The 15,761-nt window shown below is 72.1% G+C and carries 7 protein-coding genes; 5 read left to right on the top strand and 2 right to left on the bottom strand.

The annotated features are described in order from the left end of the window. The first annotated feature begins 4 nt into the window (after positions 1-4). From ACLJQE_RS30455 to ACLJQE_RS30445, 3 genes are all read left to right on the top strand, one after another. Positions 5-4,312, top strand: coding sequence for a glycoside hydrolase family 38 C-terminal domain-containing protein (locus tag ACLJQE_RS30455; RefSeq protein ID WP_410642946.1), 4,308 nt, complete (start codon positions 5-7; stop codon positions 4,310-4,312). A 159-nt stretch (positions 4,313-4,471) separates the two neighbouring features. Continuing rightward, positions 4,472-6,319, top strand: a complete 1,848-nt coding sequence (locus ACLJQE_RS30450) for a phosphatase PAP2 family protein (RefSeq protein ID WP_410642945.1) — start codon at positions 4,472-4,474, stop codon at positions 6,317-6,319. After that, entirely contained in the window at positions 6,316-7,641 is a 1,326-nt protein-coding gene (locus ACLJQE_RS30445; protein ID WP_410642944.1) for a jacalin-like lectin, read from the top strand. The genes ACLJQE_RS30450 and ACLJQE_RS30445 overlap by 4 nt, the downstream gene beginning before the upstream one ends. Here ACLJQE_RS30445 and ACLJQE_RS30440 read toward each other — a convergent pair. Further along, positions 7,626-8,318 carry a protein kinase domain-containing protein gene (locus ACLJQE_RS30440; protein WP_410642943.1) on the bottom strand — a complete coding sequence of 231 codons (693 nt, stop codon included), beginning with the start codon at positions 8,316-8,318 and terminating at the stop codon, positions 7,626-7,628. The genes ACLJQE_RS30445 and ACLJQE_RS30440 overlap by 16 nt on opposite strands. Positions 8,319-8,539: 221 nt before the next feature. Then, positions 8,540-12,589 carry a family 43 glycosylhydrolase gene (locus ACLJQE_RS30435; RefSeq protein ID WP_410642942.1) on the bottom strand — a complete coding sequence of 1,350 codons (4,050 nt, stop codon included), beginning with the start codon at positions 12,587-12,589 and terminating at the stop codon, positions 8,540-8,542. A 270-nt stretch (positions 12,590-12,859) separates the two neighbouring features. On the opposite strand from ACLJQE_RS30435, the gene ACLJQE_RS30430 reads away from it, so the two are divergent. Next, positions 12,860-14,239: a glycoside hydrolase family 43 protein gene (locus tag ACLJQE_RS30430; RefSeq protein ID WP_410642941.1), complete on the top strand. Its 1,380-nt coding sequence runs from the start codon at positions 12,860-12,862 to the stop codon at positions 14,237-14,239. A gap of 22 nt (positions 14,240-14,261) precedes the next feature. Continuing rightward, a complete protein-coding gene (locus ACLJQE_RS30425) occupies positions 14,262-15,698 on the top strand; it encodes an RICIN domain-containing protein (protein ID WP_410642940.1) in 1,437 nt (478 codons plus the stop codon). Positions 15,699-15,761: the final 63 nt, after the last annotated feature.

The raw sequence follows: 15,761 nt of genomic DNA, 5'->3' as shown, positions 1-15,761 counted from the left end.
AACTGTGCGCATCACCGCCGTGCGGGGCACCGATCTGTTCATCGGCTCCGCGGCCGCGGCCCGCCAAGTCGTCAGAGTGACGCTGAGTGGCTTTTCGGGGGCTCCGGTGCGGGTCCGGGTCGAGGGCAAGCGGGTGTTCACGCCCGAACCCGTCACCGCCGACGTGCGCCCGGACGGCGTGACCGTCGAGGTCGGCGTCGTCTTCCAGGCGCCCGAGGGCTCGGAACACCGGGTCACCGTGGTCGCGGAGTCGGCCGGGGAGCGCGTCACGGCGGAGGCGGACCTCGTCGTCGCGGAGACCGGCTGGACGATGTGGATGGTGTCGCACTTCCACTACGACCCGGTGTGGTGGAACACCCAGGCGGGCTTCACCGACACCTGGCTCGACCTGCCGCTGGCGCAGGAAAAGCGGATGCAGTTCCAGCGGTCGGCGTTCGACCTCGTCCGCGCGCACCTCGAGGCCGCCCGCGACGACGAGGACTACCGGTTCGTCCTGGCCGAGGTCGACTACCTCAAACCGCACTGGGACGCCTTCCCCGGCGACCGCCACGACCTGCGGCGGTTCCTCCGCGACGGCCGGATCGAGCTGGTGGGCGGCAACTACAACGAGGCCAACACGAACCTCACCCACCCGGAGTCGACGATCCGCAACGCCGTCTACGGCGTCGGCTACCAGCGGGACGTCGTCGGCGGCGACCCGCGTTCGGCGTGGATGCTCGACGTGTTCGGGCACGACCCGGCCTACCCGGGGCTGATGGCCGACGCGGGTCTGGAGTCGAGCGCCTGGGCACGCGGGCCGTGGCACCACATCGGGGCGAAGCGGCACACCGGCGACATCGGCCGGATGCAGTTCCCCTCGGAGTTCGAATGGATCTCGCCGAGCGGGCGGGGACTGCTGACCGCCTACATGGCCGACCACTACGTCGCGGGGTGGGGCATCGAGCGCCAGGACACCCTCGAAGAAGCGATGGAAGAGGCCTACCGGCAGTTCAGCACGCTGCGGCAGGTGGCCGCCACGCGCAACGTGCTGCTGCCGGTCGGGCACGACCACAACATCCCGTCGCGGTTCTGCACCGAGATCCACCGGACCTGGAACGCCCGGTACGCCTGGCCGCGGTTCGTCGTCGGCCTGCCCCGCGACTTCTTCGCCGCGGTCCGCGCGGACGCGGCGGCGCGGGGCACGGCGATCAGCGTGCAGACCCGGGACATGAACCCGGTCTACACCGGCAAGGACGTCTCCTACATCGACACCAAGCAGGCCCAGCGCGCGGCGGAGGTGGCGGTGCTCGACGGGGAGCGGGCGGCCACCCTCGCCGCCCTGCTCGGGGCCCGGTATCCCCACGAAGCCCTCGACAAGGCCTGGCGGCAGCTGGTCTACGGCGCCCACCACGACGCGATCACCGGCACCGAATCCGACCAGGTCTACCTCGATCTGCTCACCGGCTGGCGCGAAGCGGCCGAACGCGGCGGCGAAGTCCTCGACGGCGCCGTCGCGGAGCTGGCCCACCACGCCGACACGACCGGGGACGGCGTGGCCGTCTTCGTGCTCAACACGCTGTCCTGGGCCCGCGATGCGGTGACGTCGGTGACCGTGCACCGGGACCCCGGGGTCGCGGGCGCGCGGGTGGTGGACCCGGAAGGCCGCCCGGTCCCCGCCGTCACCGACGCGGTCGTGCGGCACCCCGGCGGCTCGCTCGCCGAGATCACGCTGACCTTCCTCGCGACGGCGGTACCCGCACTCGGGTACCGGGTCTACCGGGTTCTCGACGCGGCCACCGTGCCGCCCGGGTGGATGCCCCGGACGGGCCCGCCGTCGATCGAAAACGACGTCTTCGCCGTCGAAGCCGACCCCGCGCGCGGGGGTGCGCTCAAGCGCGTCCACGACCGGCGCGGTGGCCGGGAACTGCTGCGGGACGGCGGTCTCGCCGCCGGGCTGGTGGTGCAGGACGAGCACGCCGAGCACCCGGTGTGGGGCGAGGGACCGTGGCACCTGCTGCCGAAGGGCCCGGGCCACGGTCCCGGCGCGGCGGACGTGATCGTCGAGACCAGCCCGCTGGGGGAGCGGCTCGTCGCGACGACGTCGCTGGACGAGCTGCGGATCACCCAGCGCACGACGTTGTGGCGGGGAGTGTCCCGGGTGGACGTCCGCACCGAGGTCGACGGGTCACTCGGGCAGGACCGGCTGCTGCGGGCCCGGTTCGACTTCGCCGTCCCGGGCGCCCTCCCGGTGGCCGAGGTGGGCTTCGGCGCGATCGGCCGGTCGTTCGGCTTCCCGGACGTGGACGCGGCCGAGCACCTGTGGACGCTGGACACGCCGGCCCACACCTGGGCCGGGCTGTCGGCGACCGCCCGCGTCGCGCTCACCCACGACGACGGCACCCGGACCGCGCACGCCATCGGCGTCGCCGAAGTGGTCGAGCCGCGCACCCCCGGGCCCGAGGTCCGGGCGCTGGTGGCGGCGCTGGCCGCGAAGGGCGTCACGGCGACCTGCACCCGCCCCGGCGGCCCGCGGTACGGCTCCCTGGACGCCGATTCGAACCTGCCCGACGTCCGGCTCGTCATCGGCGCGGACAACCCTTACGCCGCCGAAGTCCTCGCGGCCGCCGAGCCCGGCCACCGGGACGCCCTGAGCCGCCACGGCCGGGTGTTCGTCCCGGCGAACCGGACCCGGCGCGAAGCCTGGGTGCCCGACGCCGATCTCCGGGGACCGCGGGACCTGCCGGTGGTGATCGTCGACGACGTCGAGGCCGCCGTCGCCGAGCTGCGCGCCGGTGCCACCCTCGACGTGCGGGTCCCCGGCGGGCTCGACGGCACTGCCGAGCCCGCCGACGGCTACTCGGTCGCGGTCGTCAACCACGGCACGCCCGGGTTCGTCGTCGATCCGGGCGGGACGCTGCACCTGTCGCTGATGCGCTCGTGCAGCGGCTGGCCGAGCGGGGTGTGGATCGACGGCGAACGCCGGACCGCACCGGACGGCTCGAGTTTCGCCTGGCAGCACTGGACCCACACGTTCGATTTCGCGATCGTGGCCGGGGAAGGGGACTGGCGTGCCGCCGGCTTCCCGCGTGCCGCGCAGGAAGCCGCGCACCCGCTGCGGGCCCGGCCGGTGCCCGCCACCGCGGGCGCGCTGCCGTCCACGCTGAGCCTGATCGCGGTCGAACCGGCCGAAGTCGTGCTGACGGCGGCGAAACCCGCGGGCAACCCGCTCGCTTCCGGCTCGCCGGTCACCCCCTCGGACGCGATCACGCTGCGGGTGTACGAGTCGACCGGGGCCGCGGCCACGGCGTCCGTCACGCTGCACGGCGGGATCCGTTCGGCCTGGCGCACCGATCTGCTCGAAGAACGCGGCGAGCCGCTCGCGGTCGACGACGGACGCGCGCGCGTCGAACTGGGTGCCGCGGACGTGGCGACGCTGCGGCTGGAACCCGCCGCCCGCGACGGGGGAACCGGCCGGGAGGTCGTCCGCGCCGCGGAACCCGTGCAGCCGGTCCACACGCGGTACTGGCTGCACAACGAAGGACCGGCGCCGGTCGGCAACCTGCCGGTGAGCGTGCACGTGACGCCGACCCGGCTTCGGCTGAGCGACGGACGAGTCCCGTTCGACGTCACGGTCGGCTGCAGCGGCCGCCGTGCACGCGGGCGTGTCGAACTGGCGCTGCCACCGGGCTGGCAGGCCGAGGACGGCCCGGACCTGGCGTACGACCTGGCGCCGGGGGAGCACGCGAGGATGCCGGTCGCCGTGCGCGGGCCCGCGACGCCCGGCCGCTACCTGCTCGCCGCCCGGATTTCCGACGACCGCGGGCAGCTCCTCGAAGACACGGCCGAAATCCTCGTCGGGGCACCCCCGCCGCGCGACGACCTCGTCGAGGTCGCCCTCGCCACCGAAGCGATCGTCGTGAAACCGGGGGGCCACGCCGAACTGGCCGTGTCACTCGGCAACCTGGCCCAGAGCGAGATCCGGGGCGGGATCGCCGCGATCAGCCCGTTCGGCACCTGGGGCAACGGGATTTCGGGGGTTCCGGGTGGCGAAGCCCCCGGCCTGGAGCGAAGCTCCGGTTGTCACAGCGGGATTTCGGGGGTTCCGGGTGGCGGAGCCCCCGGCCTGGAGCGAGGCTCCGGTTGTCACAGCGCGGTGACGATCGGCCCGCGGCTCCAGCCGTTCCGGCTCGCCGCCGGCGAGCGGGCGACGGTGCCGATCACGGTCCGGGCCGGGCACGGCGCCCGGCCGGGCGCGCACTGGTGGGTCCTCGTCCGCGTGACGGCCCACGGACGGCTCGTGTACAGCCCCGCCGTCGAAGTCCGGATCGAGTGAATTCGTCGAATTCGCACCACTCCCGCAAAAGAACAGGTTACTGCCCGGCGAATTACTCTGGACGCTCCTTGACCCGGATCCGCCGGGAGCTGATCATTCCCGCAGCGATCCCCGCGCGCTTTCCGGCTGTAGCCACGCGGGCCTTCCCAGGAGAACCAGTTGAGCCTCGCGCCTTTGGACCGGCGGACCTTCCTGCGCTGGTCCGCGCTCGTCCCCGCCGTCGCCGCCGTGCCCACCGTGCTGGGCGTGCCCGCGTGGGCGGAGGCGACCGCGTTCGTCGACGCCTACCGCACGAACATCCCGGCGAACCGCACCCCGGAGACCAACGCGGTGATCCGGGTGCTGACCGGGATGCAGCGCCTCTGGCGCACCGGGTCCACATGGGACAGTGGGACCGTGCTCGACGCGGCCGTGCTGCGTGCGAACGTCCGGCACTGCGTCGCCGTCACCCGCGCCCGGACCGACGCCGAAGCCAAGCGCGCGTTCGTCCACGACCGCCAGCACCAGTCCTACGCCGCCATCGGCGGCCTCGGCCCCCTCGCCGACCTCTACCGCAGTGGGGCCAAGGCCGTCACGAGCATCACCTCCGCACCCGACGGCACGCCACCGGCGAAGATCGACGACGCCGTCCCCGCGGACGCACCGGCGGGTTCGGCGCTCGGCGCCGGCGCGCACGACTCGGAGCTCGGCCTGGTGGCCACGCTCGTCGACACCGTCCGCGGCACCTTCGCTTCCGGCAACCCGAGCAAGTACGCCTACCAGTACCCGCGGCCGTGGCGGCTGTCCGCCGACAGCCGGGTGGTCCCGACCGGCGAGACCGACGCGCTCGGCTACCCGGTCTACCGGTCCGACGTGGTCGTCGCACCGCAGCTGCTGCGGCAGCGCAGCACGACCCCGGCCGAAGACGGCGGCTTCCCCAGCGGCCACACCAACGCGTTCCACCTGGCCTGCCTCGCGCTGGCCTACGCCGTCCCCGAGCGGTTCCAGGAGCTGGTGGCACGGGCCTACGACCTGTCCGACACGCGGATCGTCGCCGGGATGCACTCGCCGGTGGACGTGATCGGCGGCCGCATCATGGCCACCGCGCTGACCGCCGCGACACTCGCCGACCCGGAGAACGCCACCCTCAAGGCGGGCGCGCGCGAGCAGGCGCTGAAGTACTTCACCGCGAAGACCGGCACGACGGCCGACACGCTGTTCGCGCGGGCGCACACCGGCGCCGACGAATACGGCGACCGCCGGGCCAACGCCGCGATGGTCGCGCGCCGGGCGACCTACGGCCTGCCGGACCGGGCCACGCGCGCCGCGATGCAGGTGCCGAAGGGTGCCGAGGTGCTCCTGGAGACGCGCCTGCCGTACCTCGACGCGGCGCAGCGGCGGGAAGTCCTGCGCACGACGGCGTTCCCGGCCGGGCACCCGCTGCTCGACGGCCCGGAGCTGTGGGGGCGGCTGAACCTCTTCGCCGCGGCCGACGGCTACGGCGCGTTCGACGCCGGCGTCCGCGTCACGATGGACGCCACGCGCGGCGGGTTCGACGCGAACGACAGCTGGCGCAACGACATCGGCGGCGACGGCGGGCTCGTCAAGGCGGGCACCGGGACCCTGACGCTCGCCGGGGCCAACAGCTACCGCGGCGGCACCCGCGTCGAAGCGGGCACGCTGGTCGCGGCGACACCGGGCGCGCTGGGCACCGGTGCCGTCGCCCTCGCCGGCGGCACCCTGCGCGCGTCCGGGCTCCGGGTGGGCGGCTACCACCAGACCGGCGGCACGCTGTCCGTCACCGCCGGACGGGCGCTGCTCGTGCGCGGCGAGGCCACGCTGGAGCGCGGCAGCGTCCTGGAACTGCGGCTGACCGGCCCGTGCCCGGCGCACGAGGTCGACGTGCTGTGCGCGCGGCGGCTGCGCGGCCGGTTCGCCGCCATCCGGGCCGACCGCCCGGGGTACCGGGTCGTTCCGCGTTACACGCCCACCGGTTTGTCCGTCCGAATCCTCCGGGAGTTCTCGTGAAGAAACGCCTGGCCGCGCTGGCGCTCGCCGCCGCGGTGTCCACAGTGGTCAGCCCGGCGGCCGCGCACGCCGCCGACGGCGGCAGTTTCTCGGTACTGGCCTACAACGTCGCCGGCCTGCCCGAGAGCATCTCGAGCGCGCCGACGCCGCGGGACCCGGCGACGACGGCGATCGGGCAGCGGCTCGGCCCCTACGACGTCGTGCACGTCGAGGAGGACTTCAACTACCACGCGAAGCTCTACGCCGCCGACAACCACCCGTACCGCACGCCCACCAGCGGCGGCGCGGGGATCGGCAGCGGGCTGAACACGCTGTCTTCGCTGCCGTACGACACCGACGACTTCGAGCGCGTCCGCTGGACGTCCTGCCAGCTCGACTCCGGCGACTGCCTGACCCCGAAGGGCTTCACCTTCATGCGGGTGCGGCTGGCCGAAGGCGTGTACGTCGACTTCTACAACGCGCACACCAACGCCGGGACGAACGACGGCGACCAGGCCTCGCGCGCGTCGAACCTGGCGCAGCTGACCGCGTTCATCCGGTCGCACTCGGCGGGCAACGCGGTGGTCGTCATGGGCGACACCAACACGCGCTACACCCGCGCGGCCGACACGATCTCCCAGTTCGGGGCGGACAACGGCCTGACCGACGCGTGGGTGAAGCTCGTGCGCGGCGGGGTCGCGCCGGCTCCGGGCAGCCCGGCGCTGGTGTGCAACCCGCAGGCGGTCACCAACGACTGCGAGGTCGTCGACAAGGTCCTCTACCGCAGCAGCAAGCTCGTGTCGCTCGACGCGACGTTCTACAACAACGAGCACGCGAAGTTCCTCGACGACCAGGGCCGGATGCTCTCCGACCACCACCCGATCACCGTGCGCTTCGCCTGGAAGCGCAACCCCGCGCTGCAGCTGTCCGAGCAGTACGGCGGCCCGCACGGCGCCTACTTCACCGACGTCCCCGCCGTGCCCGCGGGCGCCCGGGTGCGGACGCTCTCGCTGCGCAGCGGGTCCCGCGTCGACCAGGTCGGGGTGACCCTGGAGAACGGCACCACCCTGACGCACGGCAGCACGGGCGGGACGGCGGCGTCGCTGACGCTCGGCAGCGGCGAGTACGTCACGACCGCGACCCTGTGCCAGGGCAAGTACGACAACACGACCCGGATCTTCTCGGCCCGGTTCACCACCAACCTCGGCCGCACGCTGGCCGGTGGCAAGACCACGGCGGACTGCGTGACCCGCACGGCACCGGACGGCTGGCAGCTCGCCGGCTTCCACGGGCGCACCGGCGACGAGGTCGACAAGGTGGGCTTCGTCTACACGCAGCGGTAGTCGCCCGCGACGCCACGAGGCGCCCCGCGGTCCGGTTCCGTCACGTTGGTCAGCAGCTCTTCGGCGGCGGCCATGGTGGGCCGGGCCGCGGGGGCGGGGTGCAGCAGCCGCAGCACGGCTTCGGTGAGCGGATGGCGCGGCGGCCCGTGCTCGCCGGACCGTCCTTCCAGGGCGGCGTAGAGGGTGGCGCCGAGCGAGAACACCTCCGCCGGGAAGTCGGGGAAGCCGCCGTCGAGCACCTCGGGGGCGAGGTAGGCGCGGCCGGCGGCCGCGCCGGCCACGATCCCGGCGCGTCCTTCGGCCGAGATGACGACGTGGTCCGGATCGACGGCGGGGTGCAGGACGCCGTCGTCGTGCGCGGCGGCCAGCGCCGCGGCCAGCTGGGCACCGAACCGGGCGACGAGCCCGGGAGCGAGCGTGCCGTGCTCGTCGAGCAGCTCGCTCAGCGTCCGCGCCCCCGGGTACTCGAGCACGAGGTAGGTGGTGCTGTCCTCGTCGACGACGTCACAGATGGCGGCCCGCGGCGCGGGAATGGCCGGCGCCGGCTCGTCGAACAGCGGCTTGACGGCGACGATCCGGTCGAGCCGTTCGTCCTGGGCGTGCCAGACCACCGTGCCCGGCCCGGCCGGGCCGAGCAGGCGGTACCGGTCGCCGATCAGTGTCCCTTCGCGCGCCACGTCGCCGTCCCTCCGTCGTCCACCGTCCTGTGAGGAGATACGGCCACGACGCGGATCCGGTTCGCTCGATCGCCTTATTCCCTCCGCAGCCGGGTGGGAGCCCCAGCGCCCCAATGTGGCCTTGGGTGCGTTCAACGCACCCAAGGTGGCCTTCGGTGCGTTCAACGCACCGAAGGCCACATTGGGGCCCTTTCGTGCCGGGCCGTGCCGGGTCGGTGCCCCTACTTGAGGGGCCGGACGCTGCCGAGGGTCGGCACCACCTTGGCGATCGTCCCGTCCGCGGCGAACCGCAGCCGGTCGATGGTCACCTCCCGGTGGGTTCCGTCGCCGCCCGGGATGGCGAAGCGGTGGTAGGCGATGTACCAGTCGTCCGTGCCCGGCACCTGCACGATGCTGTGGTGGCCGGTGCCCAGGATGCCGAGCGACGGGTCCTTCTCCAGGATCACGCCCCGGTTCACCAGCCCGTCGAGCAGCGGGCTCGTCGCCGTCGCGTAGCCGACGCGGTAGTTTTCGCTGCCCGTGTCGTCGATGGACCACGTCAGGTGGTACGTGCCGGCGCGCTTGGTCATGAACAGCCCCTCGCGGAACCCGTCGAGCCCGGTGAGCTGCTTGATCTTCGCCGGGTCGAACGACGTCAGATCGGCGTTGAGCGGCACGACGTAGGCGTTGCCGTTGCCCCAGTACAGGTAGGTCTGCCCGTCGTCGTCGGTGAACACCGCCGGGTCGATCGCCTGGCCGCCGCCCGGGTTCGCCGCGAGCAGCGGCTTGCCCAGCGCGTCGGTGAACGGGCCGGTGGGGGAGTTCGCCACCGCGACCCCGATCTTGGCGTCCGCGCAGAAGTAGAAGTAGTACTTCCCGTTCTTCTCGGTGATGGCCGGCGCCCACGCCCTGCTGTCCGCCCAGGACACGTCCGGGCCGAGGTCGAGGATCTTCGGGTGCCGGGTCCAGGTGAGGAGGTCCTTGCTCGACCACGCGTCGAACGTCGTGCCCGACCAGCCGGGATAGCCGTCCGTCGTCGCGTAGAGGTAGTACGTGTCGCCGAAGCGGACGATGTTCGGGTCCGCGTTCAAGCCGGGCAAGACCGGGCTGTTCATCACGACCGCGCTGACCGTCCACGTCCGCCTGCGCCAGCCGGCGCCGACGACCGAATAGCCGACCGGGCCGGTGAAGTCCTGCCGCGAACCGTTGTGGGGGAACACCTGCGTGCCGTCGGCCACCTGCAGCACCGGCGCGAGCCGCCGCACGTCCGTGCCGGGCTTCACCGGCAGGACGATGGTGCCCTTCGCGCTGTCGATGATCGCCGGCACCTTGAGCGCATCGAGGGTGACCGAGCCGACGGCCGTCTCGTTGCCCGGCACGCCGAGCACCTCCCCGGCCGTCAGGCCGCGGTTCCACACGGTGAACCGCCGCATCTTGCCCTGGAAGTACTTGTCGGCACCGTAGGCCGACCGCCCGAGGTAGTTCGACGTCGTGATGCCCGCGCCGAGGTCGCCGGGTTTCGCCGTGACACCGTCCACACGGGCCACTTCGACGCCGTTGTCGTAGAGGCGTGCCGTCCCGTTCGCCAGCGTGTACGTCAGCGTGTGCCAGGTGCCGCGGGTCAGCGCCCGCCTGCTGTCGGCGTTCTGCTCGGTCGACCAGTTGCCGGCGGCGATCGCGGCCCGGTAGGTGTCCCCGGTCGCGAACAGGTAGCCGTCGCCGACGTTGTCGGTGCTGTTGCCCAGGTTCCACAGAAAGTACGACGGCTGCTGGCCGGGATCGACCCACACCTGCGCCGACACCGTGATCCCGCTCAGGCCGCTCATGAGGTTGTTCGGCAGGGCGACGTAACCGTCCTTGCCCCCGAAGGAAAGCCCGTCCGCCGAGCGCGTGACGCCGCCGTGCACCGAGGCGTCCCGCCCGTTCCCGGAGACGTCGGTGACGGTGTCGCCCCGGCCCGCCGCCGTGAGGTCGTAGTCGGCGACGACGCCCTTCTTGCCGGCCGTCACCGGCGGCGGGCCCTGCCGAAGCCGGGCGAGCTCGGCCTTCGTCACCGGCAGCACCGTGCCGTGGCGCGGGCTCTTCGGGAGCTGGTACTCGGCCGGGATCGTCCAGTTCGGATTCGCCAGCGAGCCGGTGACGAACGGGACGTAACCGCGTCGGGGCGTCTCGTCCATGAAGGCGTAGAACTTGGTGCCGTCGTTGGACTTGAACGCCGTCGGTCCCTCGACCCAGTCGGTGCCGAGCCCGGCGCGGATGCAGTCGTCGACGAGTTCCCAGTTGCGCGGCTTCGTCGACGGCAGGTCCACCGCGCGCAGGTTCTTCGACCGCTCGAGCACGATGTCCCGCGTGCAGGACCCGACGACCTTGCCGTCGGTGGTGAGCCGGTAGTAGTGGTCGCCGTCCTTGATGACGGTGGAGTCGATGACGCCGTCGCCGGGGTCGTTCCAGACCTGGGGCTTGCTGAACGTCCGGAAGTCGCGGGTGGTCGCGTACATCATCCGCGGGTACGTCGAGCCGGTGTGGCCGACGTCTTCGGGGGCGTAGGGGCTGGTGGCCCAGTAGACGACGTACGCGCCGATGGCCGGGTCGTAGGTCGCTTCGGGCGCCCAGGTCATGCCGGCCGTGTCGTCGGAGACCCGGACGTGCCGCTGGTTCGACCAGGTCACCAGGTCGGTCGACTCCCAGATCTCCAGGTACTGGCTGCCGTGGCGCTGGGCCTGGTCCCAGCCGCGGCCGTCGTTGATCTGCAGGTCGGTGGCGACGATGTAGAACCGGTCGCCCTCCGGGCTGCGGACGATGAACGGGTCGCGCACGCCGGTTTCGCCGTGGTTCGAGCGCAGGACGGGACGGCCGCCGTTGAGCTCGTCCCAGTGCAGCGGGTCGTTCCCGCGGCTGGCCGCGAAGTGGATCTGCTCGGTGTCCTGGGTCGCCTCCCCGGTGAAGTAGGCGAACAGGTAGCCCTCGAGCGCTTCCTTCTTCGGCAGCGGCAGGACGGTGAGGGTGAACGAGCGTTCCGCGGTCGCGGAACCCTTCGCCGCGCGGACCGTGAGGCGGGCCTTGGCGGGCCGCGATCCGGCCGCGGGCCGGGTCACCTCGCCGGTGGCGGTGACGACGCGCGGGTCCTGGCTGCGCCAGGTCAGCGTGACGTCGCGGGCCCCCTTGACCGGCAGGGTGAGGTTGCCGCGGACCGCGTCCTGGTCCGGGAGGACGAGCTCCGCGAGCGCGTGGTCGACCTTCTGCCGGTCGGTGATGTCTTGCAGCACCGTGACGGCGAAGGAGCGGCTCGCGCTCTGGCCGGCGTAGGAGAGGGCCGCCGTCAAGGTCACCTTCGCGTTGCCTGCGCCCGGCGCGGGCCGCGTCACCACGCCCGCCGCCGACACGACGGCCGGGTTGCTCGACGACCAGGCGATCGCCGAGCCGCCGGCGCCCGTCCTGGGCAGGGTGAGGTTCTCGGTGACGGCGGAGGTGTCGCCGAGGTCGAGGGCGGCCGCGTCGGCCGTCGCGCGCCCGGCGGCGGTGCGCTCGCCGAGGGCGCGGGCTTCGGCGGCGGTCACCGCGCGGTCGTAGACGCGGAAGTCGCGGACGCTGCCCTTGAGGTACTTGTCGCCGTCGTAGACCGACCGGCCCAGGTGGTTCGCGGTGGTGGTACCGCCGCCGATCGAGCCGGGCGTGATCGTGACGCCGGTCCTGCGGGCGGCTTCGATCCCGTCTTCGTACAGGACCGCGGTGCCGCCGCCGAGGGTGTAGGTGATCGTGCGCCAGCTGCCGCGCGCGAGGGTGCGCCCCGCGCTCGCGGTCTGCTCGGTGGACCAGTTGCCGTCGGCGATCGAGGCGCGGAACTCGTCGCCCGTGGTGAACAGGTAGCCGTTCCCGGCCCCGCCCGCGGTGTTGCCGAGGCCCCACAGGAAGTACGGCGTGCCCTGGTCGGCCGCGACGTTCACCTGAACCGAAACCGTGATGTCCGTGAGCTCCCGCATGAGGTCGGCGGGCAGGCGGACGTGCCCGTTCGTGCCGCCCAGCCGCAGGCCTTCGTCGCCCTGCCACGTCGTGTCGCCGCTGACGGTGGCGTCGCGGCCGTGCCCCGACGCGTCGGGCACGGTCGTGCCGGAGCCGCCGGTGAGGTCGTAGCGGACGACCAGCCCGTCGTCGAGGGTCGCCGCGTGGCCGGAGGTGGCGAGGGCGGTCGTGGACGCCGCGGCGACGGCGAGGGTGGCGAGGATCGCGGTCAGCGGTCGTGGCCGCCGGGCGAACTTCGGCGACGGCGTCGTCGCCGAAAGTCGAACGGGCATACCGGCTCTCCAGGAGGTGGGCGCCGACGGGCGCGGGAAGAGGTCGACGCGAGGGGAGTTTCCGAGGCCGCAACCGGCTGCCGGGCGCGAAGTGAGCGCCAACATAGCCCCCGATCCGCGCGCGGTCAATTGGCGGTTTTGCCTGGTGGTGTCCGACCTCCCGACGATCGGACCCTTGACACCGTGTGGCGCGGGTCACCTACACTACGACGGCTTGTTAGCGCTAACAATTTTTCTGTGCCCGGCACTCGACGATGAGGTGGGTGGACCATGATCAGCCGACGTGGACTGATGGCGGGCGTGGCGGGAGCCACGGTCGCCGGCGTGCTCGGCAGCAGAGCCGCGGCAGGCGCCCAGGCTGCCACCGGTGGTTACGTCATGGCGTACTTCACCGAATCGCCGTCCATGACGGGCGCCGACTACGGGCTGCACCTGGCGGTCAGCGCGGACGGCCTCGACTGGATGCCGCTGAACCAGAACAACCCGGTGGTGACGCCGACGGCCGGCACCGGCGGGCTGCGCGACCCCTTCGTGCTGCGCAAGCAGGACGGCCGGTTCGTCGTGCTGGCGACCGATCTCAAGGGCACCGACTGGTCCCTGCAGAACCAGTACGTCCACGTCTGGGATTCGGCCGACCTGCGCGGGTTCACCGGCTACCGCCGGATCAAGCTGCATTCGATGGCCACGCACAGCTGGGCACCGGAGGCGTTCTGGGACCCCTCGCGCAACCAGTACGCGATCATCTACTCGGCGGCGTACGGCGGCCACGACGTCATCATGGTCAACTACACCACCGATTTCGTGACGGTCGGTGCGCCGCAGGTGTTCCACGACCCCGGCCACGCGACGATCGACGGGACGATGGCCACCATCGGCGGCGTCAACTACCTGTACGTCAAGAACAACACCAACAGCACCCTGGTCGGCCAGCGCTCCGGTTCGTTGGCCCCCGGCAGCTTCACCACCTACAAGACCGGGATCTCGCCGGGGCGGGGTGTCGAGGCGCCGCAGATCGTCGAGGCGCCGTCGGGGAACCGCTGGTACCTGTGGGGCGACACCTGGAGCCCCAACGGCCGGTTCTTCTGCTGGCAGAGCACCGACGTGGCCGCCGGGAACTGGACGCTGCTGAACGACCGCGCCTACACCCAGCCGTTGAACTCCAAGCACCCCGGGATCACGCCGATCACCGCCGCCGAGAGGTCCGCGCTGGTGACCCGGTGGGGTGCCCCGGCCTGGCGGCGGCTGAAGTCCTACAACTTCCCGGACCGCTACGTCCGGCACGCGAACTCCGTGGGCCGCATCGACCCCTACCCGTTCGACCCGTACCAGGACCAGCTGTGGAAACTGGTGCCCGGCCTGGCCGACAGCGCCGGCGTGTCGTTCGAGTCGGTCGGCTACCCCGGCCGCTACCTGCGGCACTACAACTACGAGCTGCGCCTCGAGGCCGACGACGGCTCGGCGACGTTCAAGGCGGACGCGACCTTCCACCAGACGGCGGGGCTCGCCGACGCGAGCTGGTCGTCCTTCCGCTCGCACAACTTCCCGGACCGCTACCTCCGGCACTCCTCCTCCGTGCTGCGGATCGACTCCCTGGGCAGCACATCCTCCACTGTGGACAAGCAGGACGCGACTTTCCGCGTCGGCTACTGACACCGCTTGCGAAGGAGCCGTCATGCTACGACGACGTGGCGCGGTTTTGTCCTTGCTCGTGCTCGTCACCCTGGTGCTCGGCGCGCCCGGTGCGCACGCCGCGCCGGTGACGGTGACCAACGGGAGCCAGTTCACCGATCCGGCCGGCGCCCTGGTGCACGCGCACGGCGGCGGCATGCTCAAGGTGGGGGCGTACTACTACTGGTTCGGTGAGAACCGCAACGCCGACGACACCTTCCGCGCGGTTTCGGTCTACCGCTCGACCGATCTGAAGACGTGGGAGTTCCGCAACGACGTGCTGACGCAGTCGTCGGCGGCCGAGCTGGGCCGGGCGAAGATCGAACGGCCGAAGGTGATCTACAACAGCTCGACCGGGCAGTACGTGATGTGGATGCACAAGGAGAACGGCGACGACTACGCCGAAGCCCGCGCGGCCGTGGCCACCTCGGCCACGGTCGACGGCGGCTACACCTACCGCGGCAGCTTCCGCCCGCTCGGTGCCCACATGTCGCGTGACATCACGCTGTTCAAGGACGACGACGGAACCGCGTACATGGCTTCCGCGGCCCGGGAGAACGCCGACCTCAACGTCTACCGGCTCACCGCCGACTACACCGGCGTCGCCGCGCTGGTGCGGACCCTGTGGCCCGGCTCGTACCGCGAAGCGCCGGCGATGTTCAAGCGGAACGGCATCTACTTCCTGCTCACCTCGGGCGCCACGGGCTGGCAGCCGAACCAGCAGAAGTACGCGACGGCCACCAGCGTCACGGGCACGTGGAGCGGGTTGGCCAACGTCGGGGACGCCACCGGCTACGGCAGCCAGACCGCGTACGTGCTTCCCGTGCAGGGCTCGCAGGCGACCTCCTACCTCTACCTGGGTGACCGCTGGGCGGGTGCCTGGAACCGGCCGGTCAACGAGTCGCGGTACGTGTGGCTGCCGCTGAGTTTCCCCAGTGCCACCACGATGTCGATGAGCTGGTACCCGAAGGTGGGCATCGACGCGGCGACCGGCGTGGTCGCGGGGACCGGCAGCGGCAGCGCGTACGAATCGCTGGTCGCCCGCCACAGCGGCAAGTGCGCCGACATCCCGAGTTCCGCGAAGGACGACGGCACGGCGGTGAAGCAGTACTCGTGCAACAGCGGCTGGAACCAGCAGTGGAGCGTCCTGGACCTCGGCAACGGGTACGCCAACCTGATCGCCCGGCACAGCGGGAAGTGCCTCGACGTCTCGGATGCCGCCACCGCGGACGGCGCCGCGGCGGTCCAGTGGGCGTGCAACGGCGGCACGAACCAGCAGTGGCAGCTCCAGGCCGCCGACGGCGGGTACGTCCGGCTTGTGGCCCGCCACAGCGGAAAGTGCCTCGACGTCGTTTCCGCGTCGACGGCCGACGGCGCCGCGGTCAAGCAGTACCCCTGTACCGGCGTGACGAACCAGCAGTGGCTCCGGCGGGCGGCCTGAACGGCTCCTTCGGCCCTTGACGGGGTGGGATCGGGTCGCTAGCTTTTTGCGAAACTCCTTCAC

It is taken from the genome of Amycolatopsis sp. lyj-346 (assembly GCF_046548975.1).
In the GTDB taxonomy this organism is placed as follows: Bacteria; Actinomycetota; Actinomycetes; order Mycobacteriales; family Pseudonocardiaceae; genus Amycolatopsis.
This window is presented reverse-complemented; position numbering and strand designations above follow the sequence as displayed.

Coding starts and splice junctions, on each gene's coding strand:
- ACLJQE_RS30430 (WP_410642941.1), top strand. CDS start 12,860: ATGATCAGCCGACGTGGACTGATGGCGGGCGTGGCGGGAGCCACGGTC.
- ACLJQE_RS30435 (WP_410642942.1), bottom strand. CDS start 12,589: ATGCCCGTTCGACTTTCGGCGACGACGCCGTCGCCGAAGTTCGCCCGG.
- ACLJQE_RS30425 (WP_410642940.1), top strand. CDS start 14,262: ATGCTACGACGACGTGGCGCGGTTTTGTCCTTGCTCGTGCTCGTCACC.